Source organism: Salinimicrobium sp. WS361 (genome assembly GCF_050750585.1).
GTDB lineage: Bacteria > Bacteroidota > Bacteroidia > Flavobacteriales > Flavobacteriaceae > Salinimicrobium.
This window is the reverse complement of the sequence record NZ_JBOJLM010000021.1, coordinates 26,814-52,799: the sequence shown is the minus strand read 5'-3', so window position 1 is coordinate 52,799 and position 25,986 is coordinate 26,814. Positions and strand designations below refer to the sequence as shown.

Sequence of the window (25,986 nt, the reverse complement as noted above, 5' to 3'; positions counted from 1 at the left end):
TTTTAATTAATCCTGTTGTTCAAGATGCCGGAGATTCACTTCCATACCAATATCCTTAGAGAATTGTACTACAAACCTTAAGATGTCTTCGCGTGTATTTGGTAAGGTAATAATTTCTATGCGTAAATTTTCTTTTAAATTTCCTGTGAAGTGGAGGGTTAGGAATTTATTTGGCCGGCCGGAAATCCTGGCCAGCATTTCGGGATCTAAACCTTCAGAAGTAGTCACAAAAATGGCATTTTTGGGAGCTGTTTTTTGAAGTTCCAGGTAAAAGTTCTTTTTGGCTGCAAGATCTTCAGCAACAGCCTCTATGATTAAATGGGCGTTACCAGCTGCCTCTGTAATATCCATAGAATAGGCAATATTGGCCAGTGCAGCTTCTACATTTTCTTTTGAGGCGTCGAAGTTTTGCTCATAATAATCGGCAAATTCCCGAAACCGGGTTCGGGCTTCTTCCAATAGTCCATAATCCCGGTCATATACAGTTACATCAACGTTATGGTAGGCAATGTGGAAAGCTAACCGTGCTCCAAACTTCCCGGTCCCAAATACAGTCACTTTTTCAATCTTCATAGCAGTTCGATTTGTCCCTTAAAGGACCTGTTTATAGACCTTAAGGTCCTGTTTATATTTCTTAAATGCTGTCAAGAGAATATTAATTTCACCGGATTTGAGAGGACTTTAACTTTAAAACAAAAAGATTAAGAAGAATATAAAAGTTTAGTTGTCAATGTCTAAAATTTTGTATTTTGACATGGTTAAAAACAACTTATGATGAAAAGGCAGTATTACTTCCTGTTATTTCTACCAATATTCTTATTTTCCTGTGGCAGTGCGAACAATAGTGTCAAAAATACAGCTGAATACAGGCAAATGTTGGAGAAGGTGCAAAAGCTCGATTTTAGGATTGAGAATAATTGGGCGAATCCTGTTAGATACAGCAGTGTAAATCTTATAGGGAATCCAAACCATATTACTTTTGAAGAGGACAGTGTAGCAGTGTATTTACCATTTTTTGGAGAAAGACAATTTAGTGGCGGCTATGGTTCTGCCGGAGCAATTGAATATAAAGGCAATCTAAAAGATCTCAAAATCGAGGAAATACCAGAGAATAATGAGGTGCAGATCTCTTTTCAGGGAAATAAAGGGAGTGAGAACCTTAATTTCAGAGTAATTGTGTTTCCGAATGGGAATACAAATACATCGGTAACATCTTCACAAAGGGATCATATGAGCTACAACGGAAAGATTGTAAGGAAAGAGCTTGAATAAAGTGAGGCTTATTGAAATGGCTATTCAGATAATCATTTCATCTAAATGCATTTCAGGAAGGAGGATAAATACCAGGTAGCTGTTATATTAAAAGCATCCAGGGGAGTATTGGAATAAATAGGTTCTTATTCCTTAAATATTCTATTTTACATAATATAAATTATAGTTCACAAGTAGATGTAATAATAACTTAACTATAAATGATTCATAGCCAAGGTCATCGCTATACATATAATTGTTCTTAATACCCATTCCATTTCAGTAAATTATATAAATATCATTTCTGAATTCTTTTAAACTCAAACGGAATTTCCATTTCTCCACCAGAGATGCGGGCCTTTAAAATTTCATCCTCGAAAGCATATTTGATAAGTTTTGGAAACTCATTGTTGGGATTTTCACTGGTGAATTGTTCTTTTTCAATATTTGTGACTTTGAAGATAGTTGGCTTTAATTCACCTTTTCCTGTAATTTCTAAGTTCCAGGTATTGTTCAATTCAACTAATTTCATAGTTTCTTTCCAGATGGTATCCCGGTCCTGTAACGTATATCCAATTCCACTATACTTCAGAGTTAGTCGATTTTGCCCAGGATTCAAAGGTTGACCTGTTCTCCTGCTCATTCTGTCTTTCCCAGTCGCCTAAAAGCCAGTCAAAGTTTGCCTGTTGCTCTTTTACAGTTGAAGAAGATTCGGCTTCCTTGCAGGAGAAAAGGATCAACGGCAAGAAAAAAAAGATAATTTTTTTCATTTGAATCCCTCTAATTACATATTTATAAATTCATTTAGCAATATTCAATATTACGCAAAATAATTTCACAATAATTTAATATTTAGCTATATGTTTTAACTTAGTAGCTACAAGTAGCTTATATTTATGTAAATACTGTAATTACTGCGTAGAATTGATATGCTTGTGCAAGAGCTTTGTTAAGTCGTCTTTGTCAATGGGTTTGGGGATATAATCACTACACCCAATCTCAATAAATTTATTCCTGTCGGCAGGCATGGCGAATGCAGTTTGGGCAATAATGGGAATAGTAGAATTAAAGATCCTTATTTTTTGCGTTGCTTCTTCGCCGCTCATTTCCGGCATTTTTATATCCATGAGCACCAAAGAGATTTCAGGATCATTCTTAACCATTTCAACTGCTTCGACACCATTTTGTGCATGTAGAATGTTGGTTATACCCATATTTTCAACGATCTTTTTCAGAATTAAGTAATTCAATTTATCATCTTCAGCAATTAAAATCTTATGGTTTGGTAATGGGGCTATTTTATTTTCCACCTTGCCTTCATTGGGTATTGTATGCTTGACTTCATCTTTGGGAATGCTAAAAAAGAAGGTGCTGCCCTTCCCTTCTTCAGATTCCACCCAGATATTCCCTCCCAACATTTCGGCATAAGCTTTGGCTATTGATAGCCCTAAACCAGAGCCTTCATGTGGCCGACTTAAACTGGAATCTGCCTGCACAAATCGGTCGAAAATGACATCAAGTCGATTTTCCGGAATCCCTATGCCGTTATCTTTTATATAAAAAACAATGTTTCCATGCTCATCAAAACTTCCCATTTCAATAATGCCGTCTGTGGTAAATTTATTGGCATTACTCATTAAATTGATAATAATGCCATTCAGCATATTTTTATCGGTATGCAGGATTGTGTTTGTATGAAGATATTTGCTGGTACATATTATCTTATTATTCTTTTTACCGGCTATTGGGGTCGCAACATTTACGTGATTCGTTAATACTTCAGAAAGGTTAAAGTCAGATTTATTGACCTTTATTTGCTGAGTTTCTACCTGGGAAATATCTATTAGATCATTGACAGTAGAAAGCAGTCTGTTACCACTTAATCGTAATACTTCATAATACTTTTCCCGCATCTCTTTCCCTACCGAAGATTCTTTTAAGAGGCTGATAGCGCCCATGATTGCATTAATGGGAGTACGAATTTCGTGACTCACATTTTGTAGAAAAACACTTTTTAGGCGATTGCTTTCTTCTGCTTTTTCCTTTGTTTCTTTCAGATTTTCTAGTGTGGCTTTTTTTTCTGTAATATTCTCGCCCAAACTGGCTATACCCTTTATTTTTCCATAATCATCAGTAATAACCGAGTTATACCAGGAGACATAAAGTTCTCTATTGTCTTTTGTAAGTATCTTACTCTCAAAATGATGCAAATCTCTGTTCTTTTCAAATAATTCTCTAAGGCCTTTTTCTGTATTTTCTTTTTCATCTACAGGTACGAAAATATCAACAGAGTTTTTGCCAATAAGCTCTTCCTCGGTATACCCGGTAATGGAAAGTAAATACTCATTGCAAAAAATGATCTTGCTGTTGATATCAATATTTATAAAGATCATATTGATGTCGAGCATCATTTTAGTAAATCGCTGCTCAGATTCATATAACCTCTCCTTGGCTTTTCGGTTTCTCCAGTTTTCCAACTGGGTGTTCATCAAATGTCCCAGGAGTACAGTGATAACAGGATATATGGTCAAAATGGGTATAGCCATTAATTTTATATCCAGGGATCCATCTGCGGGAAACAATGTGGGCAGGAGCATCATACATACATGCACTACCACTCCGAAAAGATACAACGATAAGATACTGTTTTTGCCCCCTAGTCTTTGTTGAAAATACCGCCACCCTATACCCAGCAAACCGGAGATTATAATGAGACTGACTCCTGTTACTACAAAAGCTCCACCAACAAACAGGCGGTAAACTACTGTAATTATAATGGCTATGATGGTAGGTACAGCTCCAAGATATAAGCCTGCCACTGCTAATAAAATTGATCGTAGGTCAAAGTAATGCCCCGGCTGATACGTCCATGGGGTAAACATGAGAAGAATGCCAATACCACCAACAATAAAACCGGCAAAAATATTGGGCCATAGTTTTTTAGAATGGGTAGAATCTATCCACCGGGTGGCATATAAAAAACTGAAAACCAGTAGCAGTGCAACATTTTGTATTAATCCAGAAAAATAAGAGTAATCCATATTTTAAGGGGAGTTATAGGGGAAATCTGTTTTAGGGCTGAAAACCTTATCAACTTGATGGTATATTAGGTGATATGGATTAAGATTACAAGATTTTTCGTTTTACTGTTTTAGTTGGGTATCACTGATTTATATACTACGAAATATAAGAATTAATTGGTAAATAGATATTTTATGTTTTCCTATTCCCATTGCTTGTGATTCCTGCTGAATTTTTAAAAATAAGTGATGATATTGTTCTTATATCTATCTATAAAAAGCTCTATTTCTGAAGTCAAAAAAATGTTGTATTATTTCTTCTGAAAAAAAATTCTATAGCAGAAAACATATAAATAATATTTCATACAAAGTGTACAAAAATAAAATAAAAGCCTAATTTTAAAACAATTAGATGCATGAATTAACCAACCAACCTAAACCAAAATGAAACATATATTTTTTAAATTTTCAATTTTTATGATTTTACTATTTAGTAGTACCCTTGTGAAGGCTCAGGAGATCACCGGAACCTGGGAAGGGAAATTAAATGTTCAGGGTAATGAACTGCCCCTGAAATTTGACATTACAAAAGAAAACGACTCTCTATCGGGCACTATGGATAGTCCTTTACAGGGTGCTTTTGGTTTACCTCTCGATAAGGTCGAGCTCGAAAATAATCAGGTGGTCCTCTCCTATTCAAAAATTGGGGCTACTTATACCGGAACCCTTGAGGGGGAAACTATCAATGGTACCTTTAAGCAGGCGGGACAGGAATTTCCGCTGGTGCTCAACAAGGTGGAAAAAACAATTCCGGGGGACCCTACCCTGCCTTCCTCAGAAAAAGAACTGGAGCAGCTGTCGGCTTACGACCAGGGGAACTACAAATATGATGTGAAAGATTACTTTGCCAAACCAAAGGCGAGTTCTTTTCAGTTTTCACCCGATGGCAAGTATATGTCGTACCGGGAAAAGGATGAAAATGCGAAGAACCATGTCTTTGTGAAAAACCTGGAAACTAATGAGATCACAAGGGCGATTGTTGAGAAGGATGAATTGGTTCGGGGCTATGGCTGGGCTAATGAAGACAGGTTACTTTATGTGATGGATAAAGGCGGAAACGAGAATTATCATTTGTATGCCGCAGATGTGGATGGCTCCAATACGATGGATCTTACCCCTTTTGAAGGAGTTCAAACCCAGATCCTGGATCTTTTAAAAGATGACAAAAATTACGTCATAGTCTCCATGAACAAAGAAAATGCGCAGGTTTTTGAACCTTATAAGGTTAACATAGAAACAGGTGATCTTGAAAAGCTTTACAGCAATGACGATATCGCAAATCCTATCATGAACTACCTTTTTGATAAAGATGGCACATTGAGAGGCTTTGTACGTCTACGTGAAGGTGTTAATATGGACCTTTACTACAACAAAGACGTAGACAGTAAGGATTTTGAAATTGTTAAGCAGATCAACTGGAAAGACACTTTTAATCCGTCTTTAAATTACGCCACAGATTATCAACATGATGCCTACGTGGTTTCAAACCTTGAAACCGACAAAAACACGGTTTACCTGTACGACCTGAAGGAAGATAAGGTGATCAAAAAGTTGTTTACCAACGACAATTATGATATTTCGGGAGTTTCCCTTTCACGTCATCGTGATTATGAACTTGATTACTACACTTTTGAAGGGGAAAAGCGGGAAATTGTACCTATTAGCGACTACTATAAAAAGCTGCATAACCGAATCACCAACGAATTTCCTGATAAGCAGTATTCTATTGCCGACAAGACCGATGACGAATCAAAATATCTGGTTTTTCTACAAAGTGATAAATTGTATGGTGAATACTGGTCTTATGATGTAGCGCAAGATGAATTTGAACTGCTGTACAACCTGATGCCCCAGCTTAAGGCAGAAGATATGGCCGAAATGAGACCAATTACCTTTACCAGCAGGGATGGAAAAACAATACATGGATACATTACGCTCCCAAAAGCTGCTGTTGACGGTCAAAAGGTGCCTGTAATAGTAAATCCTCATGGCGGTCCGCAGGGAATAAGAGATTCCTGGGGCTTTAATCCCGAGGCGCAATTGTTTGCCAGCCGTGGCTACGCAACCCTGCAGGTGAACTTCAGAATCTCGGGTGGTTACGGTCGTGAATTTATGGAATCAGGATTTAAACAAATCGGAAGAAAAGCCATGGATGATGTAGAAGACGGATTAAAATACGTCATTGAACAGGGCTGGGTAGATCCCGATAAAGCCGCTATTTATGGCGGTAGCCATGGTGGATATGCTGTGTTAAGAGGTCTTACCAAAACTCCGGATCTCTACGCCGCGGGTGTGGATTATGTTGGGGTTTCTAACCTTTTCACTTTTATGGAAACAATTCCGCCTTACTGGAAGCCTTATGAGAAGATCCTGAGGGAAATCTGGTATGACGAAAATGTTCCTGAAGAAAAAGCAATTATGGATGAAGTTTCGCCCGTGTTCCACATAGACAAGATCAAGAAGCCTTTGTTCGTGGTACAGGGTGCCAATGACCCGCGGGTGAACATCGATGAATCTGACCAAATTGTGAGAGCGTTACGCGCTAAAGGCGTAGACGTTCCCTACATGGTGAAATATGATGAAGGGCACGGCTTCGGAAAAGAAGAAAACCGTATTGACCTTTATGAAGCTATGATGGGTTTTTATGCCAAGCATCTAAAAGATCAGGAATTGCAACCGCAGTTCAGGGATTAAGAATAGTAAGAATTATTCACAAAGCATCCTCTCAAAAAGGCATTTTTGAGAGGATGCTTTTTTTCAAGTTAAACTTTACACTGGGAAGATTATTTCGTCTTGCTGCCAACTACATCCCTAATGATCTTAAGATGATGTTCGGTATGGATCACCAGGAACTTTGCCGTTTCATCCCTTTTGATGTGCCCAAAATATGGATGCTCAAAAAAGGCTTTTTTAGGCAGCTTTGAAATCCCGGTGATTTTACGGCTGACTTTGAATATTTGATCCCGAAGCTCTTCTTCGGAAATATTATCTTCCGGAATTACCTTTTTTGGAGCCCTGGCTTTCCCTCTGGGGATTTTTCCTGTTAGATAAACCAGTTCCTTTTTCCAGCTGAAGGTCTTTCTATATTGAGCAGGATCTGATATATCAAGGGAACTAAGAATAGAATGTATTACTTTTAAACTATGTGCGAGGTGCCAGCCTACCGGTGCTTTAGAAATTTCAGGATTACGCTGAGTCTTCAACGCTATGTAGGTTTTCATTTCTTCTAATTGCCCCTGTAATTCTTCTGCTTTCATTAATTGTACATTATATTTTTTAAAAGTAAGTAAAATTACCGAGGCTCTTAATAACCCCTCATTTTCAATAGAATATCAACCTTTATTATTCCCTTTTCTTCTGAAATAAGTTTTTATATTTTTCAGAAAGTTACATAAAACCATGGTGTAGTTCCTTGTTTTTCAGGCTAGTTAAATGTGAAATTTAAAAAGAAATTGTTTTTAAAATTTAAAATTCACCTCATAACTTTTAAACTGTTATTGTACCAGTTCCTTTGTGGTCAATTGATCCTGAATGTTAGCAGGAACGGGCTGATATCCGTTAAAACTGGTACTAAAAGTGGCTCTTCCTTTTGTAAGGGATCTAAGTTCGGTTGAGAACCCAAATAATTCAGTTTCGGGCGCCACGCATTTTAAAACCTGATAATGGTCTGCACTTTCTATTCCCTGAATAATGGAACGCCTGCTTTGTAACTCGGTCATAACATTGCCCACCATTTCTTCGGGCACCTTCAGTGTGAGATCAAGAGCAGGTTCCAGTAGTTTGGGATCTGCATCCAAAAATGCCTTTTTAAAGGCATTAGCCCCTGCAATTTTAAAAGAAATATCATTGGAATCTACACTGTGCATTTTTCCGTCATAGACCATAGCACGTACATCCCTGATGTATGAACCGGTTAAAGGCCCTTCTTCCATAACTTCAATAATTCCTTTCATCACCGATGGCAAATACCGTTGATCTATCACTCCCCCAACAATGCAGTTATAGAATACCAGTTTTCCACCCCACGGAAGATCGATCTCTTCTTTTCCCCTGATGTTAAAACCTTCAGGTTCGGGCATATTCTCCTCCCAGGGTTCGATCTTTAGATGTACTTCTGCAAACTGCCCAGAACCACCAGATTGTTTCTTGTGCCTGTAGTTTGAAGCCGAAGAACGCTGAATGGTCTCTCTAAATGCAACTTTTGGTTTTTCAAAACTGGCTTCCACACCATAAATATTTTTAAGCAGCCAATCTATTGTAGCTAGATGAAGTTCGCCCTGGCAGGACAGTATCAACTGTCTGGATTCATTGGAAAAAGAAATATCTACGGTGGGATCCTGACTGTGTATTTTTTTTAATGCCTCGCTCATCTTTTCCTCATCTTTTGTATTTACTGCCGCTACTGCCCTCTTTATCCGCGGTTGCGGGTAGTCTATCGGCTTTATAGTAATTCCTTCTTCCGAAGCAGCAAGAGTGTCATTTGTTTCGGTATGCTTCAGTTTTAAAGTGGCTCCTATATCGCCTACCACCAGTTTTTGAATAGGGTTTCTTTCTTTACCATCCATAATAAAAAGCTGGTTGAGAACTTCTGTTTCTCCGTTTCTGGAGTTCACCAGCTTATCATTTACTTTTACTTCCCCCCTTTTTACTTTAAAAAAGGTTACCTGGCCCAGGTTTGGTTGATGTACTGTTTTAAAAACAAAAAGCACAGGGGAATCTGCCCTTTTTGGAGAGATTTCTTTTCCTTCTACACTTATTTCAGGTTTAAGATCTATTGCTGCGGGAGCCACATTATCAATAAAGCCCATGAGCCTTCCACTTCCCATATCATTTAATGCAGAGGTGCAGAAGACCGGGAAAAGGTCATAATTAAGCATACCGGCCCTTATTCCTTCTCGCATTTCATCTTCGTTAAGTGTGCCCTTTTCAAAGAATAATTCCATTAATTCCTCGTCATTTTCAGCTGCTTTTTCTACTAATTCATTATGCAGGGCAAGAGCTGTAGATTGTTGATCTTCAGGAATAGGGAATTTTTCGGGTTTTCCTCCTTCCGAAGAAAATTTATACATCTTCATCTTGAGCACGTCAACAATACATTGAGCACCGTCTTTTATCAACGGATACTGGATCTTAACAGCACCATTACCCACCAGGCTTTTTACGCTGTTAAAGCTATTCTCAAAATTAAGCCCGGGATGGTCAATCTGGTTGATTACAAACACAGTTGGCTTGTGGTAGCCCTTAATGTAGTTCCAAATGATCTCTGTGCCAACTTCTACACCGTACTGGCCGTTAAGAACAGTAACTATGGTATCGGCCACTCTAATGGAAGAAATGATCTCCCCAATATAATCATCAAGTCCCGGAGTATCTATGATGTTGATCTTGTAGTTACGCCATTCGGTATGTAACGGGGTAGCAAAGATTGAATTCTCTTTTTCGTGTTCAATGTCATGATAATCTGATATTGTATTTTTAGCCTCCACAGTACCCCGCCTGTTTATTAAGCCGGCTTCAAATAACATAGTCTCTGCCAAAGTAGTCTTACCGCTGTTATGAGCGCCAACAAGGACTACATTTTTGATGTGTTTTTCATCGTAAATTTTCATCTTTTAAGATTTTAATGAAACAAGAAGGAAAGAGAATGAGAGAATTCCGGTAAAATTTTCGGAGAAGAGCATGACGATTACACATTTGTCCCGGATTTCGATACTAAAATTTACTCCTTTAAATTTATTGTTTTCCTGTCTTATTTTTTTAGAAAAAATGAGTTTTTTAGCTTTTACATGATAAATATCATAAATAATGGTCTTTATTAAGCCTGAACCTATAATTGAGTAGTTTTAGCAATTCCTTCTTCTTTGTAACGTTTCACTAAATGACAAGTCTTATTTATAAATTAAAATCTTAATGAAAAAAACAATCTATGCTCTGGCCATAATAGCCACCGCCCTGGGATGCAAAACTTCACAATCTACCATTTCTGAAAAAGAACCTGTTCTTGCCACTTTAGACCTGGTTAATGTTAAAGATGACAAGGTCATGGTGACCGTAGATCCCGGCAAAATAAATACCGAAACCATAATTTTCTACATTCCTAAAACGGTGCCCGGCACCTACTCTACTTCCAATTACGGCGCCTATGCCGAAGATCTCAAAGCATACGATTACAAAGGGGACGAATTGCCTGTAACGGTTTATGACGAGAATAGCTGGGGGATTTCAAATGCCACCAGGCTTGATAAAGTAACCTACTGGATGAATGATACTTTTGATGTTTCAGGAGAAGGCGGCATATATTCTATGGCCGGAACAAACATCAATGAAGGAAAAAACTTTCTTCTGAATCTTCATGGCTTTGTAGGATACTTCAATGATCTTACCGAAGAACCTTATCAACTGGAGATCATTAGAGCAAACGACCTTTATGCAGGGAGTGCTTTTGATCTTGCTCAATCTTCAGAAATTAAGCCGGGAGTAACTAAAGATATCTTTCGTGCCAGCCGGTATTTTGAAGTGACCGATAATCCTATCATGTATGCGGCACCAGATACAGTAAGTTTTAAAGTAGATCAAATGGATGTGTTGCTGCACGTGTATTCGCCTACAAAAAAGTTTAATGCGCAGGATTTTAAACCTGGAATGGAAAAAATGATCACGGCTCAAAAAGATTTTTTAGGAGAGATTGATAATACTAACAAGTATGCGATACTCCTTTATCTTTCAGCCACCCCTGGTGACGGCGATGCTGCCAGGTTTGGAGCGCTTGAACACCACACTTCTACTGTTGTGGTCATGCCTGAAGAAATGGAAAAAGAAAGCCTTGACGAATCTCTTAAAGATATAGTTTCTCATGAATTCTTCCATATTTTGACTCCGCTGGGAGTACATTCTAAAGAAGTTCATTATTTTGATTACAACGACCCTCAAATGTCGAGGCATCTTTGGCTTTACGAAGGGGTTACCGAGTACTTTGCAAACCTTTTCCAGGTTAAGCAGGGGCTTATCTCAAATCAGGATTTCTACGACAGGATACAGGAAAAGATAGCGATATCTCAAAGGTTTGATGATAGTATGTCTTTTACTGAGATGAGTCGTAATATCCTGGAAGATGAATATAAGGACAGCTATTATAACGTTTATCAAAAAGGAGCTCTTATTGGAATGGCCCTGGATATCAGGTTGCGTGAATTGAGCAATGGAGAAATGGGGCTGCTTGACCTTATGAAGCAACTTACGGCAATGTATGGAAAGGATAAACCTTTTGAAGATGAAGAACTATTCCCGGTTATTACTGAACTTACTTACCCCGAAATTGGAGAATTCCTGAACACTTATGTGAGTGGTACCACGCCTATTCCCTACAATCAATTCTTTACAAGAGTAGGCCTGGAAATGCGGCAGGGACAGGTTGCTGTAGATTATTTCTTAAAAGATCCTTCTACCCCATTTATTACAGTGAATGAGAATGGAGAGATTGTACTACGTGATGATGTGGAGTTAAGCACCTTTTTCAAAGAACTGGATCTTATGGGCGGTGATGTGATAAAATCTGTCAACGGGAAGACCTATAATGTTCAAAACGTATATGATCTTATTGGAGATGCTGCAAAATGGTCTGTTGGTGATCCTGTAGAGTTTGTGGTGGAACGAGGTGGTGATGAAGAACTGAAAATTGAAGGTAAAGTAGTGGAACCTATGTCTACAGGTAAACGCCTTGTAGAGATTATGAACCCTAACGGGGAACAAATGGAGTTACGACACAGCTGGTTAAAATCATAAAAACAGAAAGAGCGGCAGTAAATAATTACTGTCGCTCTTTTATACCTTCCAAAAAAGGGATTTTTTTAGATCTTTTTCACTCTTACAGCATTCATTCCTCTTGGTCCTTTTTCCAGTTCAAAAGTTACTTTGTCATTTTCGTCGATCTCATCTATAAGACCGGTAACGTGTACAAAATATTTTTCCTGGGTGGTGCTGTCAAGAATAAAACCAAAGCCTTTGGAGTGATCAAAGAAAGAAACTTTTCCTTCTTTACTAAAATCGTTTTCTTCGTCTGAATCTTCTTTCTTCGGAATTCCAATTTCAATGCTTTCAGCGTCAACTTCGACTTTTTGAGAAGGATCTGGCGGGGTCTCCGTTAGATTTCCAAATTCATCTACATACGCAAATTCAGAGACAGAATCTCCACTTGCTTTTCTCTCTTCCTTCTTTTTCTTTTTCTCTTCGCGCTTTTTCAAGCGTTTCTTTTCTTTTTCGATCTTGTTGTACGTCTGTTGTGATTTTGCCATTAGCGGTTTAATTGGATTTTAAAATTGAATATAAAATTTTTAGGTGAAGTTTAAAAACAAAATTGGAAAAATTGGAGAAGAAGATTACCAGTATTTTTCAAAACTCGCACTAGGACACAAAGTTATCATTTCTTTTTGTTTTTTTAGCATAAGAAATAATTCAAAGTCTTAGATTTCTCAATTAGCTTTCTCCTTTACCGGTACCAGGTAAACCGGGATCTTTGTTTTCTCCAGTATCTTTTCGGCTACTGTGCCCAGAAAAAGTTTTTCAAGAACCGAATGGCTGTGAGTGCCCATAACCAGTAAACTGGCTCCCCATTCTTCGGCGTAACTAAGAATAGTTTTAGCCGTGGGACCTTCAGTGATATGGGTTTTCACCTGCTGGTCGTTTAAATGCTTCTTCGCACTGTTCATAAATTCTTCTGCTATGTTTTTCATTTCCATCGCCACATCAAGGTCAGGCCCCATTCCTGAATAGCCGTCGTATCCCATAAAAGTAGGATACTGTGTTCCGTAGAAACCTACGTCATCAAGTACATGTAATAAACATACTTCGGCATTGAGATTTTGTGCCAGTTCATATCCTTTTTGTGCTACTTTCTCTGAGACGGGATTATAATCTATCGCAATAAGAACTTTTTTCATAGTAGTTGATTTTCTCTCTAATTTACAAAAAAATACTATTCATTTTGTTCCTTATTTCTTTGTAATAGCCTGTATAATTGCTGCTTCAGCTTAAAGTTTGTTAGGTTTTTGTTTAGTTCGTGTTAAACCTGAAGGCCAGTATAAATGAAAAATTATATTAGGTACTACCTGAAAAATTTAAAGAACACAATGGCAGAAAAAGAACTAAAGAGAAGTCTGGGATTTTGGGATGTACTCATGTTTGGCGTGGGAGGAATTGTAGGTGCAGGGATTTATGCAATAATTGGTAAAGCTGCCGGTCTTAGTGGCAATATGTTGTGGCTTAGCTTTGTAATAGCAGCCACAGTGGCGCTGCTCACTGGACTCTCTTACGCCGAATTTGTAAGTAGATATCCCGATTCTGGTGGAAGTTTTGAATACATGAAACAGGGACTGGGGAAAAAAACGGCTTTTTCGATGTCTATATTTATAGTGTTTACAGGAATTGTGGCTGCTGCAGCCATAGCCATAAGTTTTGCAGATTATTTAAGCCGACTTATAGATGTTCCAAATTGGATCCTGGTGATAGGCATTATACTCCTAATGGGGGTTTTCAACATAATTGGTGCAAAATACAGTTCCTATTTCAATGCATTTGCCACAATAGTAACCTTAATAGGATTGGCAGCAGTGGTGGTGGTGAGTATTCCTGAATTTGGCACTACTCCTCTCCTGGAAACCAACGACGGTGAGTGGACCAGCCTTTTTGCCGGTGGTGCCCTCATATTTTTTAGCTATATAGGTTTTGAGGACCTTGTGAAAATGGCCGAAGAGACAAAGAACCCGAAGGAGAATATGCCAAAGGCTGTGATCATGAGCGGCCTTATTGTACTCCTGGTTTACGTTTTGATTGCAATTAGCTCTGTAAGCGTTCTTGACTGGAAGCAGTTATCTAATTCTAACGGACCTTTGGCCGCAGTTATTGAAGCAAAATTGGGAGCATGGGCCGCAACTTCTCTGGTGATCATAGCGCTTTTTGCAACCAGTAAGACTATTTTAAGTAATATACTGGGTACGTCAAGGCTGCTTTACGACGTGGCCAGAGACAGTGATAAATCCTGGCTCAAAAAGTTCACCACTATTTCGGGAATTGGGAATGCCCCAAATTATGCAATTATAGCCATTAGTTTAGTGGCCATAGGATTTGGATTGATTGGAAACCTCAAGGTGGTTGCCAGCATTAGCAATATCTTTATTTTTGTTGTTTTCGCAATGGTGAATATTGCCTTATTGAACCTAAGGCATAAAAAACGAAAAGAGAAGGATCAAAAACCCCCGTTCTATATAAAATTCAACGTAAAAAATATTCCAATCCCTACAGTCTTAGCCCTTATCTCTATCCTGGTACTGTTTGGTTTCAACATTTACAACCTATTTCAGGGAAATCTTTAAGAAGGACTATTGCTTTACTACCACCAGGTTTGCTTTGGAACCTGTAAGAAGATTCCATTCCTTTCTTATCACTTCCTTCCCCTGATCGTCATAGACGCGGAGCTCGGCGGTGTTTGGACCACTTGTACCCTGATTAAGAGCTTCAAATTCAATATTGTTGAGACCGCTGTCCAGTTTTACCATGATTGGGGTGTAAGTCGCGCCAAGAGACATGTTCCTATTAATCACTACCCCATTCACAGAGATCTTAACCTTGTCACCGTCTACATATTCATGGTCACGGCAGTATAGTTCAACAAAAACTCCTGTAGTTTTAAAATCTCCCAAATATTGATCTCTTCGGAATTCTTCAAGAGCCTCTTTGTCTTTAGTAAAGGCTTTGGGAGTAAAATCTTTGCCCTTAAAGGTCATGAGTCCATTTTGATCTGTTCTCATGCTAAAGGATTTTTCTTCTTTTTTTTCCAATTTCATGGCTTCACTTTCGGTTGCCAGAATTCCCTTTTTTGAGCTAAGGCTGTGATTTCCTGAAGATCTTTTTAAAGACGATGATTCACTTCCGGTTTTGGGAGCCATAAGTTCTCCCGGAGCTTTTGTGGGAGCTGTAGGATTGTCAATTTGAGCCTGACTCACATGAAAGGCCAGACAGAAAATAAGTAATAATAGTTTTTTCATCTCCGGTTATATTCTTCAGCATTCAAATATCAAAAACTTAACCAAAAATAGAAGGATATCAACTTTCTATAATTGTGCCCATAAAAATTTAACGGCATTTTAACCGCCAAAGATGGGGTGAAAATAAGATTATCTGTAATTTAAAATAAAAATATAATCATGACAAAGAAAGAAGAACAACCTAAAAATAACAGGGAAGATATGACCCGGGATAAAGGAAGTAACTATAACCCGGACATTACCCCGGAAGATAAAAATGTGCTTAACAACCAGAGCCAGGATGAAAAGAAGGGAGATTACTTTAAAGACAGGGAAGAGCCAATAGACTATGCAGGCGAAGATCTTGACGTTCCGGGTGAGGATGACCGAAAATTCAACCCTACAACAAATAAACCACAGGACGTGGAACAGGAAAGGAAGCCTAAGGATTCAGCCAATTCCAATGATAATATAGCATCACAAACCGATACCGTGTACAAAGGAGAAAAAGCCGAGAAGTACCAGGATCCTTCGAAAAAAACAAGGAACGATTCAGATAAGTAAAGTTGGAAGGCTGTTTAAAAAGTTCTTGTTCCATGCTTCGGAAGTTATTTCAGGATCTATTATTTCTTTTGAAATATAGTGACACCTGAAAAACTTCGGTTGTATAAAGATAACTTTTTAGACAGCTTCTTCTATTAACAGTTCTCTTTATATTGTATATGCCTACTTATATCTATCACATAAGAGGTAATGCCCGAAAGACGAAGTTTTTCCCCACCTTCAGCAAATTTATAGATATCACAAAATCCGTAGTGTTTTTTCTGGCCCAGCCTGTTTCTACTCACTACCACTCCCCTAACAATTCCATGTAGGTTGTCTAAAAAGACATTTTGAACCTCAATTTCTACAGGGGGCATTTCTTTCATACGATCAAGCACTTCCTTAAATTCAGCTTTACCCGAAATATCTTTCTCCCCCACAATTTCCCAATAGATATCGTCTGTAATACGTTCCATGAAAAATTGTTCATCCCCATTCTCGTAGGCGTTGTTCACCTCCCTTAAAAATTGCTCTTTTTCAGTCATTTTAAATATTATTAAATTAAAAATGATTGTAAATCAATGGAATATGTATCTAAATATACAACAAAAACCGGAGTTTAAATCTGGTAAAAATGCAGTAGCCTTTAAAAGTCAACAATGGCTTATTAGAAAAGACTTCAGACAAAATGTTGCAGAAAAATCATGTCTCAAAATCCCCTTTTTGAAACCTTACAAAATGAAAGGATTTGGTGTAAAAATTTATAACTTTGGCTTCCTTCATACAGATACTAATTTTATGCACGTTCATCATCTACTCGAAAAGAATTCTATCGCCAATACATTTGTTGCTCAACTTCGGAATGTAAATATTCAAACCGACAGGCTTCGCTTCAGAAGAAATATTGAAAGATTAGGAGAAATCCTTGGATATGAACTTAGTAAGCACCTGAATTTTCAGGAAGAGGAAATTCAAACGCCTCTTGGAAAAGCCAATGTGCCCCTGCACAAGGAAGAGCTGGTAATTTGCTCCATTCTTAGAGCTGGCCTGCCACTTCATACAGGTCTTCTCAATTATTTTGATGCTGCAGATAATTCCTTTATTTCAGCTTATCGCCATCATCCTAATGATGATGAAGAATTTGAGATTCTGGTGGAATATCTTGCCTCCCCTTCGCTTGAAGGAAAAACATTGATCCTGGCCGACCCGATGCTGGCTACCGGCCGATCGTTTGTCAATGTCTTGCAGGCACTTGAAAAAATGGGAAAACCGAAGCAAATCCACCTGGTATCTGTCATAGCTGCAAGGGAAGGAATTGAATATTTAGAAAAAAGTTTTCCTGAAAATTCTCACCTGTGGGTAGCTACTATTGACGAAAATCTCGATGAAAAAGGATACATAGTTCCCGGACTTGGTGATGCGGGAGACTTGTGCTTTGGATCTAAGAAACAACATTAGAAAGGATATCCCACCGCAAAGTTGAAGACGGGTTCACTGATTTTAAAGTCCCAGCGTTCTCCTTCCTCAAGCCATGGTGTATGTAACGGTGCGGCCAGGTCAAACCTGATCACAAAATTCTGAATATCTATTCTCAGTCCTATCCCCGTGCCTATACCTAACTCGCTGATAAAATCACTCCCAAAAACGCCTTTTTCAAGAAGTAAGGTCTGCTGTTCTGTGGGCTTTTCGTCTAACTCAACATAATTGTCTTCGGTATTCCAAACGTTTCCGGCGTCAAAAAACACAGCTCCTTTGAGGAATTGGTAAACAGGAAAACGATACTCTACATTCGCTTCCAGCCGCAGGTTTCCCATCCTGTCATAATAGGGAACTCCATCCCCTTCGGGGTCGTAAGAACCGGGGCCGAGGCCTCTAATCTGGAAAGCCCTCACACTGTAAGGCCCACCTGAATAGAACTGTCGGCTGAAGGGCATGACTTCCGAATTTCCGTAGGGAATACCAATTCCGCCGTACAACCTTGCTGCAAGTGTTTGCTGCGGGGCGAAATTGTAATGATATCTAAAATCAGCATCAATTCGAGAAAACTGGGCAAACTCCATACCCAGAAATTTTCTTGGCGTGGCTCCACTGCTAAGTAGATCAAGGAGATTTCCTGCTACTTCAAGATTAGAATTTAGATAGAACTGATGCGTCTCCAGCTCATCGATCATTCCGTTATAAGTGAAAGAATAAGTGAGTCCCGCAATAAATTGCTGATCAAAACTACTCTTCAAAAAGGGGTTTTCACCGAGTATGTCGTCGAAAGTTTTAGTAGTGTTGCTTAGATTGGAATAGTTTACAGATAAGGGATTGAGCTCATGAGTAATGAACCGGTTGGCCTTCCAGACATATCCAAAATTCCCTGTCACCGAAAACAGGCTAAAAAGCTGACTGCGGTTTAGATATTCAAACCCAAAACCAAGTTTGGTTTTAGGAATAGAGTAATCAAACCAGTTACTCCTGATATTAATAAAAGGGAATAACATCCTGGGACTAATTAGGGCTGTTTCCAGGCCTAGCACGGTACTGTTGTTTCCTATATCGTTTTGTTTTGAAAGCTGCCATTCATAACCTCCTTTTGCGGTGACATTTAATATTTCCCCTCCTTTAAAAAGATTCCTGTTGGTGTAGGTAACAGCAAGATGTGGACCCGCAAAATTATTTGATTTGGTCACTGCCTGTAACTCTGCCCGTATCGCCCTTTTGTTCATTGGCGAGAGGTAAATATTTGCAGTTAAATATCCTACACTGTCTGTAGCGATAGAATCTATCTCGTCGTACTGAATATTTACAAATTTATAGGTGCCTAAAGAAGTTAGTCTCCTGCTTGTTTTACCCGAAAGTTCGGGAGAATACAGTTCTCCTTCGTCAAGGAGTATAAAAGGATCCAGCTTTTCGGGTTTAAAGAAAACCTTATCCTGTATATAACTTCTTTCATTAAATCTTGTAGTGTCACGTTCCAGGGAATCTGTTCCTATAACGTAATTGGGGTATACATTTACATCTTTGATGATGTAGGGTTTTGTTCCTGCCGGTGGAACTTCTTCTTTCAGCCTTAAGAAAAGATCGAATTTTTTGCGGTCATACTGATTTGTATCGGCTTCAAAAATGAGAAAATTTGAACTGAAATTGTAATAGCCCTGGCGCTTTAGAGCGGCATCAATACGTTCCCGTTCAGCTTTTAAGAGAGCAAGATTAAATTTTTCACCCGACTGCAGAAGAGATTCTGATAAGGTGTTTTTAATCTCCCTGTAAATTTCGAGGCTATCAGTATCCATCTGATAATTTTCCAGGATGTAAGGGTTCTCCGGAAGTACGGCAGTATATTTTATGTGAGCTAATTTGTCTTTTTCATTTTCGTTGACAGAATGATTTACACGGCTGTAAAAATAGCCCCTGTTCTCCAGCCTGTTCTTTAGGAGTTTTTCTGTTTGAAATGGGTCAACATCTGAAAGATATACCGGTTCCTGTCCTAACTTTTTGCTTAAAAACCTGTTGATGAAACCTGGATTTTCTTTCTGTCCCTTGTAATAGAAGTATAGGCCAATTCGCGAACCAAGGATCTTTGAATTAGGATCTGGGCTTATCAATGCCTGAAGCTGGTTCTTTAGATCCTTTTTCTGCTCGATAGGATCGTCAGACTGTAACTCCAGATCGGCACCGGTATATAAGAGTTTGTCTTCCGGAATAAATTTTTTCACACTACACCCTTGCAGGAATAGCAGAATTGAAAGAGTGACGATAATGGTTTCTATCCTATACTTCATTTTTTATTCCTGGGGTTGAGTTTCTTCAGAATTTCCATCTCCCGAATGTTCTTCTTCTAATTTGCCCTTTCCGGGTTTTTCTTCTACTGCTTGGTCTTTACCAGATTTTTCTTTTGCCTTTTTATCGCTTTTGGCAACCTCGTTCCACAGTTCCCGGAACTTGTTGAATTCCTGAGTAAAGATCAAAGCCAGCCCACTTACTATTAATTGCCCGTCAATTACGTTTTCATAGCTACTTCTCCTAAAGGCCATAAGTCTGAATCTCCCATTTGGAGTAAGCAGGTATTCCAGGCTCACATTTCCAATAAGAGGTGTACTTTCTTCAACCGGGCTGCTGCCCTGTACATCTACTTCACTTCCCACGCTTACTACCAGCCTGTCATCCATAAAACTCTTTTGGGCTGTGATATCCAGCTGGGTTCTTTCTTCGGGACTTTCTCCCTGATAGTCGGTAAAGGTGTCAAGGCCAAAATTGAGATCAACACCCGTTTCTCCCAGCAGGCGGTCAGAGAATATGTTGAGTTGGTCAGAAAGGGCTTCATTGAGATTATCACGGGCAAAGGAAAGAGTACCTCCTCCAGAGCCGTCACTACCGGTTGTAGGAAAGAACCTGTTGAGTACTAAAAGTGAGAAAACCTGCTTATTGAGCTCATTTTCCTGTTGATTTATTTGCTGTACCCTTCCATATACTTGGCCTCCTAAAGATCCCTGTTCTCCTTCGGGCATATCAAGCCCAAAAGAAAGTTTTGGTGCAGAGATCTCCCCTCCTATTTTTAGATACACCAAAAAGTCCAGTTCCTGCCTGTATTGATCCTTATCACTTAGATCGGCACCCTGCAGCTGTGAAGCCATAAGTCCGGCGGCGGCAGCTTCCACTTCATATACAGCGGTAATATTAAGATCGGCATCAAGCGGATTTCCTGCCCACACCACGGTGCTCCCATCCATAATGTCAAATCTTCGGGTTACCAGGTTATAGAGACTCATTTCATAATATCCATCACTTAATTCTACCCTCCCGGTCATTGTAGTTCGGCCATTGGGAGAGATGTCGTAAAGAATATCACCGTCTCCGGTTGCCTGAAAGTGGTCTCCGGTTTCTTCGTTTATCACAACACTAAAAGTAGCCCCTTCCTGAAGTGAAATATATGAATTCAGCGCGAAGCCCGAAAAAGCCACAATTTCATCATCTGTTGACCTGCGGGTGAGAATGCGGTCTGGATTCTCTCTATTTACAAACACAACCACCCCTTCTCTTTCCTCTAATTCTACGCTGGCTTCAGGAATTACGTAAGTGATGTTTGTTTCCTCCAAAACTTCAAGATCAATTTCAACGTTAGGAAGCTCCAGATTTCCGGTGACAGAACCTGTGGCGTCAAACACAAATTTTCCGTAGAAAAGATCAAAATCTTCTTCGGTGGAACTTAGAGCTGTGAAATTATTCGCTGTAAAACTTAAGTCGAATTCAGGGTTAAGGAGGGATTCGGTGAGTACTGCGCCATTCAATACAAAGGCATTGTTATTCACATCTCTCATTTCAAAATTATCCATGTATACGCCTGTGGTATCTATGCGCAGCGTTTCATCCCTAAGGGTGAAAGGTGCATCTAACATAGACACCGTGAATTGTGCATCATTAAAATTAAGCGCACCGTCATAATTAGGTGCCAGAGGATCGCCGGTTACCGTGAATTCTCCAGATAAACTACCGCTGGTATTGTTGATCTCTTCCAGTGAAAAACCTTCTACCACCTCCATAGGGATCCTCTCGAGGTCGAGGAACATATCAAGGTTTCCGCCTTGTTCATCGGCGAGATACGAGCCGGTAAGTTGGAGGTTGGCATTTCCAGTCACGGCCAGGTCGAAAGTATATTTATTAAAGCTAACCGCTTCGGCGTCAAGAGAAAGTTCACCCAGCGGAACATCCATTACCCCAAAATCATTTATAGTGAGATCGGCAAGTAGCCCCGTATCTTCAAAGGGTTCTTCAATAATAAAGTCGCCATTGATATTTCCTGAGGCCAATACGGCTTCGGGGTTGAGGTAGGAGAACAAGGCCGCCAGGTTAAAATTCTGAAATTGTATTGCAATATGCTCTTTTTGAACCTGGGCCAGATCATTGGTTACTTTTAACTCCTGATTATTTCTCGAAAGCCTGAAGTTGTTGAAATTATAGGCGCTGTCGCCAATGAGAATTTCGTTTTCAGGATCAATTTGCCAGCTGTTGGAATTAAGAATAAGGCTATCTGAAGCTATATTCACCCTTACAATATCATTGCTCCTGGTTATAGAAGATTGAATTTTCATTAGGGGCTGGTCTTGATAAATGGAAAGAAAATCAAGGTTGAGTTCTTCATCTACCAACACCCCTTCAAGACTGGTTTTTTTAATGGCCAGCGGGCCTGCATCAAGACTTTGAAGTCCGAAGCTGAAAAATAGTTCTTCCGGGTTTGAATCTACAAAAAAGTCAAGACTGTCAATCTCACTTCCGAAGTAGTTTAGGTAAGGGATCTCTACACTTCCTACCAGTGTCTTTTCCCGCTCGTTAAAATCAACCTTCACGGCAATGGTATCAAAAGCTTCCAGCTGCGGAAGAAATACTTCCTCGAGGATTGGAGATGGTGCGACTGTAGCTGCCATGTCAATAATTACCGGGTTCCCCACTGTATCTAATACCTGTTCGTTGCTGAAGTAGCTGTCGTAATGGCGGCTTAGAGCACTTATAAAATCCTGCGGCCCGGCGTTAGAAAACAGCTTGAGGTCCAGAATTCTATTTTCAATTTGCATGGACGTAGTATCGGGTGTTACATGAGCAAGAAGATCAAGGTCACCTAAAAGGTAAGATTCATTGTCATACACAAAAACACCATTATCTACTGTCGCAGTAACATCAAATTTATCGGTATTCCCTTCAAAAGTCCCTTTTAATTCCATTGCCGCATTCACAGGTTTTGCAGCAAGACCAAGAGCCTGTAGATCGGCACCTATAATATCAAGAGTCAGGTTCACTTCAGGCGCTATTGAATCGAGTAGCACAAAGCTCTCCAGTTCCATGTTCAGGTTTTGATCTTTGTAGGCCATCTTGGCAAAACCCTCGCCGTCTTCTAATTCAGCAAAAATATTGATATCGTTAAAGACGTATTGATTGTATTCAAAACGGCCAATTGTACCATCAACTACAGCGTCCAGGGAATTAATGTCTTCCCCGCTGCCCCTGGCTTGTATATCGAGACTAACCGCACCGAGTGACTTATTTTGTAGCAATTGGCCAACTTCCAGTTCGGTTACTTTAAGGTCTGTGCTAAATGCTATTTTTGGAGCGGTTACAAAACGTCCTTCTACACTTACTTTTCCTGCGGAAGAATTCAAAATGGCATCAATAGTAATATCTTCAGGACTACCACTGAAGCTACCTGCCAGATTTAAAGTTTTTGGAAGCTCAATTCCCAGGTTCTGTTCCTCGATAAAAGCGTGGAGATCGGCCCGTGAAGACCGAAGCCTTAGCTGCGGAATATCAAACCTCAGGTTTTCAACATCGGTAGTGTTGTAAATAGTTCCGGTAGCCACAAGAGAGGTGTTGCCGCCCCAGTCAATATTTGCCCGCTCAATTTTTACTGCGGAAAGTTCCCCTTCGGCAGAAAGACTGCCCGAAATGCCTTTTTTGGCAAGTGTAGCGAAGTAGTTGTTCTGCCGTAAATCGGGTTGGAATCTGTAGAGATCCTGTAGGTCAAGGTTAAACTGCGGAAGGTTCAAATCTACCGTGGCGTTCTCCGGGTTATTTATAAAAGAATCGAGCGACCTGTAATTAACCAGTAAACTTCCTTCTATGAGGTTCCCATTCAGCCGAAGCAGAAGATCTTCCAGTAGTGCCCTCTCTTCATTGATCGAAAGTGCAAATTGGGTTTTGTTAAGCAGGAGACCCGATGCTTCTTCAAAATTCAGAACTGCTACGCGGGCCTCTAAAGTCTCATTAGCCAATACCAGTTCAGGAATTTCGAGATTCAAATTACGAAGGCCTACTGCTTCAGGGTTAAAAATGCCTTTTTTGGGGGTGTTGTTATTCACCCAATACCTGAAGTTATTATTCTTCAGATTTAGATTTTTAGCATTAACCGTCCATTGAGGCCATTCAAAAGGCTGATATTCTTCAGCAACGGCAACGGCAGTAGTATCTTTTGCCGCGGGAGTGGAAGAAGCTGTATTGTTTATGTAAATTTTGGAATTTTTGAGGGCAAATCTGTCGACTACTACAGTATTATTAGCAAGATCGGCTTCTGGCAATTCCAGTAAGAGTTGAGATAGATCTATATCGGCAACCATTCCGCCGGGAACAGATGTATATGAACCGGCCACGTCCAAAATTTCCAGGTTCTCCACAGAAAATCGGGGCATTGGGGTTTCATTTTCCTCTTCTGATTCGGGAGCTGGTTTAGTTTGGGCGTATTTAAAACGGGTATTTTCCAAAATAAGGTCACCCGCAGCAAATTCCATACTGTCCAGATTAAATTTCTGCATTTCTACTACCAGCTTTCCCAACCTGATTTTGGTATCAATACCTAAATATTGATCGTTGTAATTAAGTTTCAGGTGTTGAAGGTTGAGATCGCCCAACTTAATTTCCATAGCCTGGGCAGTAGTATCGGCGGGCGTGGTAGTAGCAGTAGTATCGGCCGTGGCAAAAGCTTCAGTAAGAAACTGGAAGTTAAAACCTTCAATAGTATCTGTCCGCTCAATATTGGCCACTCCCCCATTCCAATCAAGGCTGTTGAGATAAAAACCTTTACCTTTAATAAGGGGAAACAGTGAAATGTCGGCTTCAAGTTCCCGCGAATATAAAAGGGTGTCACCTTTTTCATCTTCAAGAAAGAGCCCTTCTACGCTAAGATCACCTCCAAAAGTAATGAAGAGTCTGTCTACCTCTACTGCAGTGTTTGTCTTGTTCTCAATATAATTTACAAGCTTATCTACAATAATGCCCTGGCCCCAGGGACTGCGGATGAAAAGTATGAGAAGGAAAATGAAAATGAAAATGCCAAGAATAATTTTAAAGAACAACTTAATCCCTGATCCCTTTGGTTTCTTTTCCTTTTTATTTTTGTCTGTTTCCAAGTATTGACGGTCTATTGCTCTAATTTATTCCTTTTAATGTAAATCTTAAAATTCCTGGAATTAAATCTCTGGAAAACAACACCTTCTAAAAATGGCATTTTCACGAGAGATTTTCTACGGAAATATTACGCGAAAAAGATAAAAATTTCTCCTGAAGTGGCTATTTTCTTAGGAATAATTTAGCAACAACGACTGCTAACTAATAATCTTTCGTTAAAACAAGACACCTGAAAAAGCCTTTTATATAATTTCGGCAGCTATAACCCGTTTGAAGTTTCGAAGCTCTAAAAAGAACTTGAACTTTAAACAAAAAACCAAAAATTATGAAAAAAGCTCTTACCGTAACGGTACTTGCAGCGACAGTGCTGACTTCTTGTGTTTCAAAAAAGAAGTATGTAGCCCTTGAGGAAGATTATAACAACACCCGAAGTAATCTTCAGGAAACTCAGGTAGAAAAAGAAAGACTTGAAGAACGATTAAATGCCATAGAAGAAAGAGTGGCAGATTACAATTCAAAGATCAACTCACTCACAGAAGAGAATGACCAGAAACTGGAAATGAACCAGCTTACGGCAATGTCTAATGCCAATAAGCGTAAAATGCGGGAAACATTAAGAAATGTTGATCCCGAAAAACTTGCAGGAGCCGAAACTTTAGAAGATTCTATTAACCTGGCCGTAGCTCATAACCTGGAAAGCCAGATAAGCAGCGGAAGCTCAGACGATGTTGACATTACTGTAGACAAAACTGTAGTGATGATCAATGTATCTGATAAATTACTTTTTAGAAGCGGGAGTCACAGAGTAAGCAGAGATGCATATCCCCTTTTAGAGAAGCTTGCTGAAGTAATTAAATCTGAACCAGCTATGGAAGTAATGGTAGAAGGTCACACAGATTCTCAAACAATGGTAGAAAATTCCTATATTCAGGACAACTGGGAATTGAGTGTAAGACGTGCTACTGCGATCGTGAGAGTATTGCAGGACCGTTTTAATGTAGAGCCCGAAAAGTTAATTGCAGCAGGCCGCAGCAGCTACAAACCTGTAGCCGGAAACGAGACCAAAGAAGACAGGGCATTAAATAGAAGAACAAGAATTGTTATCCTGCCAAACCTTGATAAATTCCTTGCACTTTTAGATTCAGAACAATCCCCTGCACAGCCGGTAGATTCTTCCAATAACTAAGAATAAAATCACTTTTAATATTAAAAAGGGGCCA

19 protein-coding genes are annotated in these 25,986 nt (G+C 39.4%); 7 read left to right on the top strand and 12 right to left on the bottom strand.

The window, feature by feature from the left end; genetic code table 11:
- Nucleotides 1-6: 6 nt before the first annotated feature.
- Entirely contained in the window at nt 7-573 is a 567-nt protein-coding gene (locus tag ACQ93I_RS15710; RefSeq protein ID WP_431699347.1) for a 3-hydroxyacyl-CoA dehydrogenase NAD-binding domain-containing protein, read from the bottom strand.
- A gap of 198 nt (nt 574-771) precedes the next feature.
- Between ACQ93I_RS15710 and ACQ93I_RS15705 the strand changes: the two genes are divergently transcribed.
- Complete coding sequence (locus ACQ93I_RS15705) at nt 772-1,272, top strand: DUF4251 domain-containing protein (RefSeq protein ID WP_431699346.1); 501 nt, start codon at nt 772-774, stop codon at nt 1,270-1,272.
- Nucleotides 1,273-1,549: 277 nt separating this feature from the next.
- On the opposite strand, the gene ACQ93I_RS15700 is transcribed toward ACQ93I_RS15705, so the two are convergent.
- The 3 genes from ACQ93I_RS15700 to ACQ93I_RS15690 form a co-directional block, all read right to left on the bottom strand.
- Nucleotides 1,550-1,783: a hypothetical protein gene (locus tag ACQ93I_RS15700; protein WP_431699345.1), complete on the bottom strand. Its 234-nt coding sequence runs from the start codon at nt 1,781-1,783 to the stop codon at nt 1,550-1,552.
- A gap of 49 nt (nt 1,784-1,832) precedes the next feature.
- Nucleotides 1,833-2,021, bottom strand: coding sequence for a hypothetical protein (locus ACQ93I_RS15695; protein WP_431699344.1), 189 nt, complete (start codon nt 2,019-2,021; stop codon nt 1,833-1,835).
- Between the two features lie 141 nt (nt 2,022-2,162).
- Entirely contained in the window at nt 2,163-4,292 is a 2,130-nt protein-coding gene (locus ACQ93I_RS15690; protein WP_431699343.1) for a response regulator, read from the bottom strand.
- 456 nt (nt 4,293-4,748) lie between these two features.
- On the opposite strand from ACQ93I_RS15690, the gene ACQ93I_RS15685 reads away from it, so the two are divergent.
- Complete coding sequence (locus ACQ93I_RS15685) at nt 4,749-7,025, top strand: prolyl oligopeptidase family serine peptidase (RefSeq protein ID WP_431699342.1); 2,277 nt, start codon at nt 4,749-4,751, stop codon at nt 7,023-7,025.
- An 89-nt stretch (nt 7,026-7,114) separates the two neighbouring features.
- Here ACQ93I_RS15685 and ACQ93I_RS15680 read toward each other — a convergent pair whose 3' ends face one another.
- Together ACQ93I_RS15680 and ACQ93I_RS15675 are read right to left on the bottom strand one after the other, a co-directional pair.
- Nucleotides 7,115-7,588 (bottom strand): DUF1569 domain-containing protein, encoded by a 474-nt coding sequence (locus tag ACQ93I_RS15680; RefSeq protein WP_431699341.1) that lies wholly within the window; start codon nt 7,586-7,588, stop codon nt 7,115-7,117.
- 237 nt (nt 7,589-7,825) lie between these two features.
- Nucleotides 7,826-9,940, bottom strand: coding sequence for an elongation factor G (locus tag ACQ93I_RS15675; protein WP_431699340.1), 2,115 nt, complete (start codon nt 9,938-9,940; stop codon nt 7,826-7,828).
- A gap of 301 nt (nt 9,941-10,241) precedes the next feature.
- Between ACQ93I_RS15675 and ACQ93I_RS15670 the strand changes: the two genes are divergently transcribed.
- Nucleotides 10,242-12,113: a peptidase M61 gene (locus ACQ93I_RS15670; RefSeq protein ID WP_431699339.1), complete on the top strand. Its 1,872-nt coding sequence runs from the start codon at nt 10,242-10,244 to the stop codon at nt 12,111-12,113.
- 65 nt (nt 12,114-12,178) lie between these two features.
- Here the strand turns inward: ACQ93I_RS15670 and ACQ93I_RS15665 are convergent, their stop codons facing one another.
- Together ACQ93I_RS15665 and ACQ93I_RS15660 are read right to left on the bottom strand one after the other, a co-directional pair.
- Entirely contained in the window at nt 12,179-12,622 is a 444-nt protein-coding gene (locus tag ACQ93I_RS15665) for a cold-shock protein (RefSeq protein ID WP_431699338.1), read from the bottom strand.
- Between the two features lie 177 nt (nt 12,623-12,799).
- Entirely contained in the window at nt 12,800-13,267 is a 468-nt protein-coding gene (locus ACQ93I_RS15660) for a universal stress protein (protein ID WP_431699337.1), read from the bottom strand.
- A gap of 144 nt (nt 13,268-13,411) precedes the next feature.
- Between ACQ93I_RS15660 and ACQ93I_RS15655 the strand changes: the two genes are divergently transcribed.
- A complete protein-coding gene (locus ACQ93I_RS15655; RefSeq protein ID WP_431699336.1) occupies nt 13,412-14,698 on the top strand; it encodes an APC family permease in 1,287 nt (428 codons plus the stop codon).
- Between the two features lie 6 nt (nt 14,699-14,704).
- On the opposite strand, the gene ACQ93I_RS15650 is transcribed toward ACQ93I_RS15655, so the two are convergent.
- Nucleotides 14,705-15,370 (bottom strand): hypothetical protein, encoded by a 666-nt coding sequence (locus ACQ93I_RS15650; protein ID WP_431699335.1) that lies wholly within the window; start codon nt 15,368-15,370, stop codon nt 14,705-14,707.
- A gap of 159 nt (nt 15,371-15,529) precedes the next feature.
- Between ACQ93I_RS15650 and ACQ93I_RS15645 the strand changes: the two genes are divergently transcribed.
- Complete coding sequence (locus ACQ93I_RS15645; RefSeq protein WP_423819016.1) at nt 15,530-15,913, top strand: hypothetical protein; 384 nt, start codon at nt 15,530-15,532, stop codon at nt 15,911-15,913.
- Nucleotides 15,914-16,047: 134 nt separating this feature from the next.
- Here the strand turns inward: ACQ93I_RS15645 and ACQ93I_RS15640 are convergent, their stop codons facing one another.
- On the bottom strand, nt 16,048-16,437 hold the full coding sequence (locus ACQ93I_RS15640) for a nuclear transport factor 2 family protein (protein WP_431699334.1): 390 nt from the start codon (nt 16,435-16,437) through the stop codon (nt 16,048-16,050).
- A 253-nt stretch (nt 16,438-16,690) separates the two neighbouring features.
- On the opposite strand from ACQ93I_RS15640, the gene upp reads away from it, so the two are divergent.
- Nucleotides 16,691-17,350: a uracil phosphoribosyltransferase gene (gene upp, locus ACQ93I_RS15635; RefSeq protein ID WP_431699348.1), complete on the top strand. Its 660-nt coding sequence runs from the start codon at nt 16,691-16,693 to the stop codon at nt 17,348-17,350.
- Here the strand turns inward: upp and ACQ93I_RS15630 are convergent.
- Nucleotides 17,347-19,659: a BamA/TamA family outer membrane protein gene (locus ACQ93I_RS15630; protein WP_431699333.1), complete on the bottom strand. Its 2,313-nt coding sequence runs from the start codon at nt 19,657-19,659 to the stop codon at nt 17,347-17,349. The two genes, upp and ACQ93I_RS15630, sit on opposite strands and share 4 nt — an antisense overlap.
- A gap of 3 nt (nt 19,660-19,662) precedes the next feature.
- Nucleotides 19,663-24,768: a translocation/assembly module TamB domain-containing protein gene (locus ACQ93I_RS15625; RefSeq protein ID WP_431699332.1), complete on the bottom strand. Its 5,106-nt coding sequence runs from the start codon at nt 24,766-24,768 to the stop codon at nt 19,663-19,665.
- Nucleotides 24,769-25,091: 323 nt separating this feature from the next.
- Between ACQ93I_RS15625 and ACQ93I_RS15620 the strand changes: the two genes are divergently transcribed.
- Nucleotides 25,092-25,952 carry an OmpA/MotB family protein gene (locus tag ACQ93I_RS15620; RefSeq protein ID WP_266068233.1) on the top strand — a complete coding sequence of 287 codons (861 nt, stop codon included), beginning with the start codon at nt 25,092-25,094 and terminating at the stop codon, nt 25,950-25,952.
- Nucleotides 25,953-25,986 lie beyond the last annotated feature (34 nt).

Coding starts and splice junctions, on each gene's coding strand:
- ACQ93I_RS15710 (WP_431699347.1), bottom strand. CDS start 573: ATGAAGATTGAAAAAGTGACTGTATTTGGGACCGGGAAGTTTGGAGCA.
- ACQ93I_RS15705 (WP_431699346.1), top strand. CDS start 772: ATGATGAAAAGGCAGTATTACTTCCTGTTATTTCTACCAATATTCTTA.
- ACQ93I_RS15700 (WP_431699345.1), bottom strand. CDS start 1,783: ATGAAATTAGTTGAATTGAACAATACCTGGAACTTAGAAATTACAGGA.
- ACQ93I_RS15695 (WP_431699344.1), bottom strand. CDS start 2,021: ATGAAAAAAATTATCTTTTTTTTCTTGCCGTTGATCCTTTTCTCCTGC.
- ACQ93I_RS15690 (WP_431699343.1), bottom strand. CDS start 4,292: ATGGATTACTCTTATTTTTCTGGATTAATACAAAATGTTGCACTGCTA.
- ACQ93I_RS15685 (WP_431699342.1), top strand. CDS start 4,749: ATGATTTTACTATTTAGTAGTACCCTTGTGAAGGCTCAGGAGATCACC.
- ACQ93I_RS15680 (WP_431699341.1), bottom strand. CDS start 7,588: ATGAAAGCAGAAGAATTACAGGGGCAATTAGAAGAAATGAAAACCTAC.
- ACQ93I_RS15675 (WP_431699340.1), bottom strand. CDS start 9,940: ATGAAAATTTACGATGAAAAACACATCAAAAATGTAGTCCTTGTTGGC.
- ACQ93I_RS15670 (WP_431699339.1), top strand. CDS start 10,242: ATGAAAAAAACAATCTATGCTCTGGCCATAATAGCCACCGCCCTGGGA.
- ACQ93I_RS15665 (WP_431699338.1), bottom strand. CDS start 12,622: ATGGCAAAATCACAACAGACGTACAACAAGATCGAAAAAGAAAAGAAA.
- ACQ93I_RS15660 (WP_431699337.1), bottom strand. CDS start 13,267: ATGAAAAAAGTTCTTATTGCGATAGATTATAATCCCGTCTCAGAGAAA.
- ACQ93I_RS15655 (WP_431699336.1), top strand. CDS start 13,412: ATGAAAAATTATATTAGGTACTACCTGAAAAATTTAAAGAACACAATG.
- ACQ93I_RS15650 (WP_431699335.1), bottom strand. CDS start 15,370: ATGAAAAAACTATTATTACTTATTTTCTGTCTGGCCTTTCATGTGAGT.
- ACQ93I_RS15645 (WP_423819016.1), top strand. CDS start 15,530: ATGACAAAGAAAGAAGAACAACCTAAAAATAACAGGGAAGATATGACC.
- ACQ93I_RS15640 (WP_431699334.1), bottom strand. CDS start 16,437: ATGACTGAAAAAGAGCAATTTTTAAGGGAGGTGAACAACGCCTACGAG.
- upp (WP_431699348.1), top strand. CDS start 16,691: ATGCACGTTCATCATCTACTCGAAAAGAATTCTATCGCCAATACATTT.
- ACQ93I_RS15630 (WP_431699333.1), bottom strand. CDS start 19,659: ATGAAGTATAGGATAGAAACCATTATCGTCACTCTTTCAATTCTGCTA.
- ACQ93I_RS15620 (WP_266068233.1), top strand. CDS start 25,092: ATGAAAAAAGCTCTTACCGTAACGGTACTTGCAGCGACAGTGCTGACT.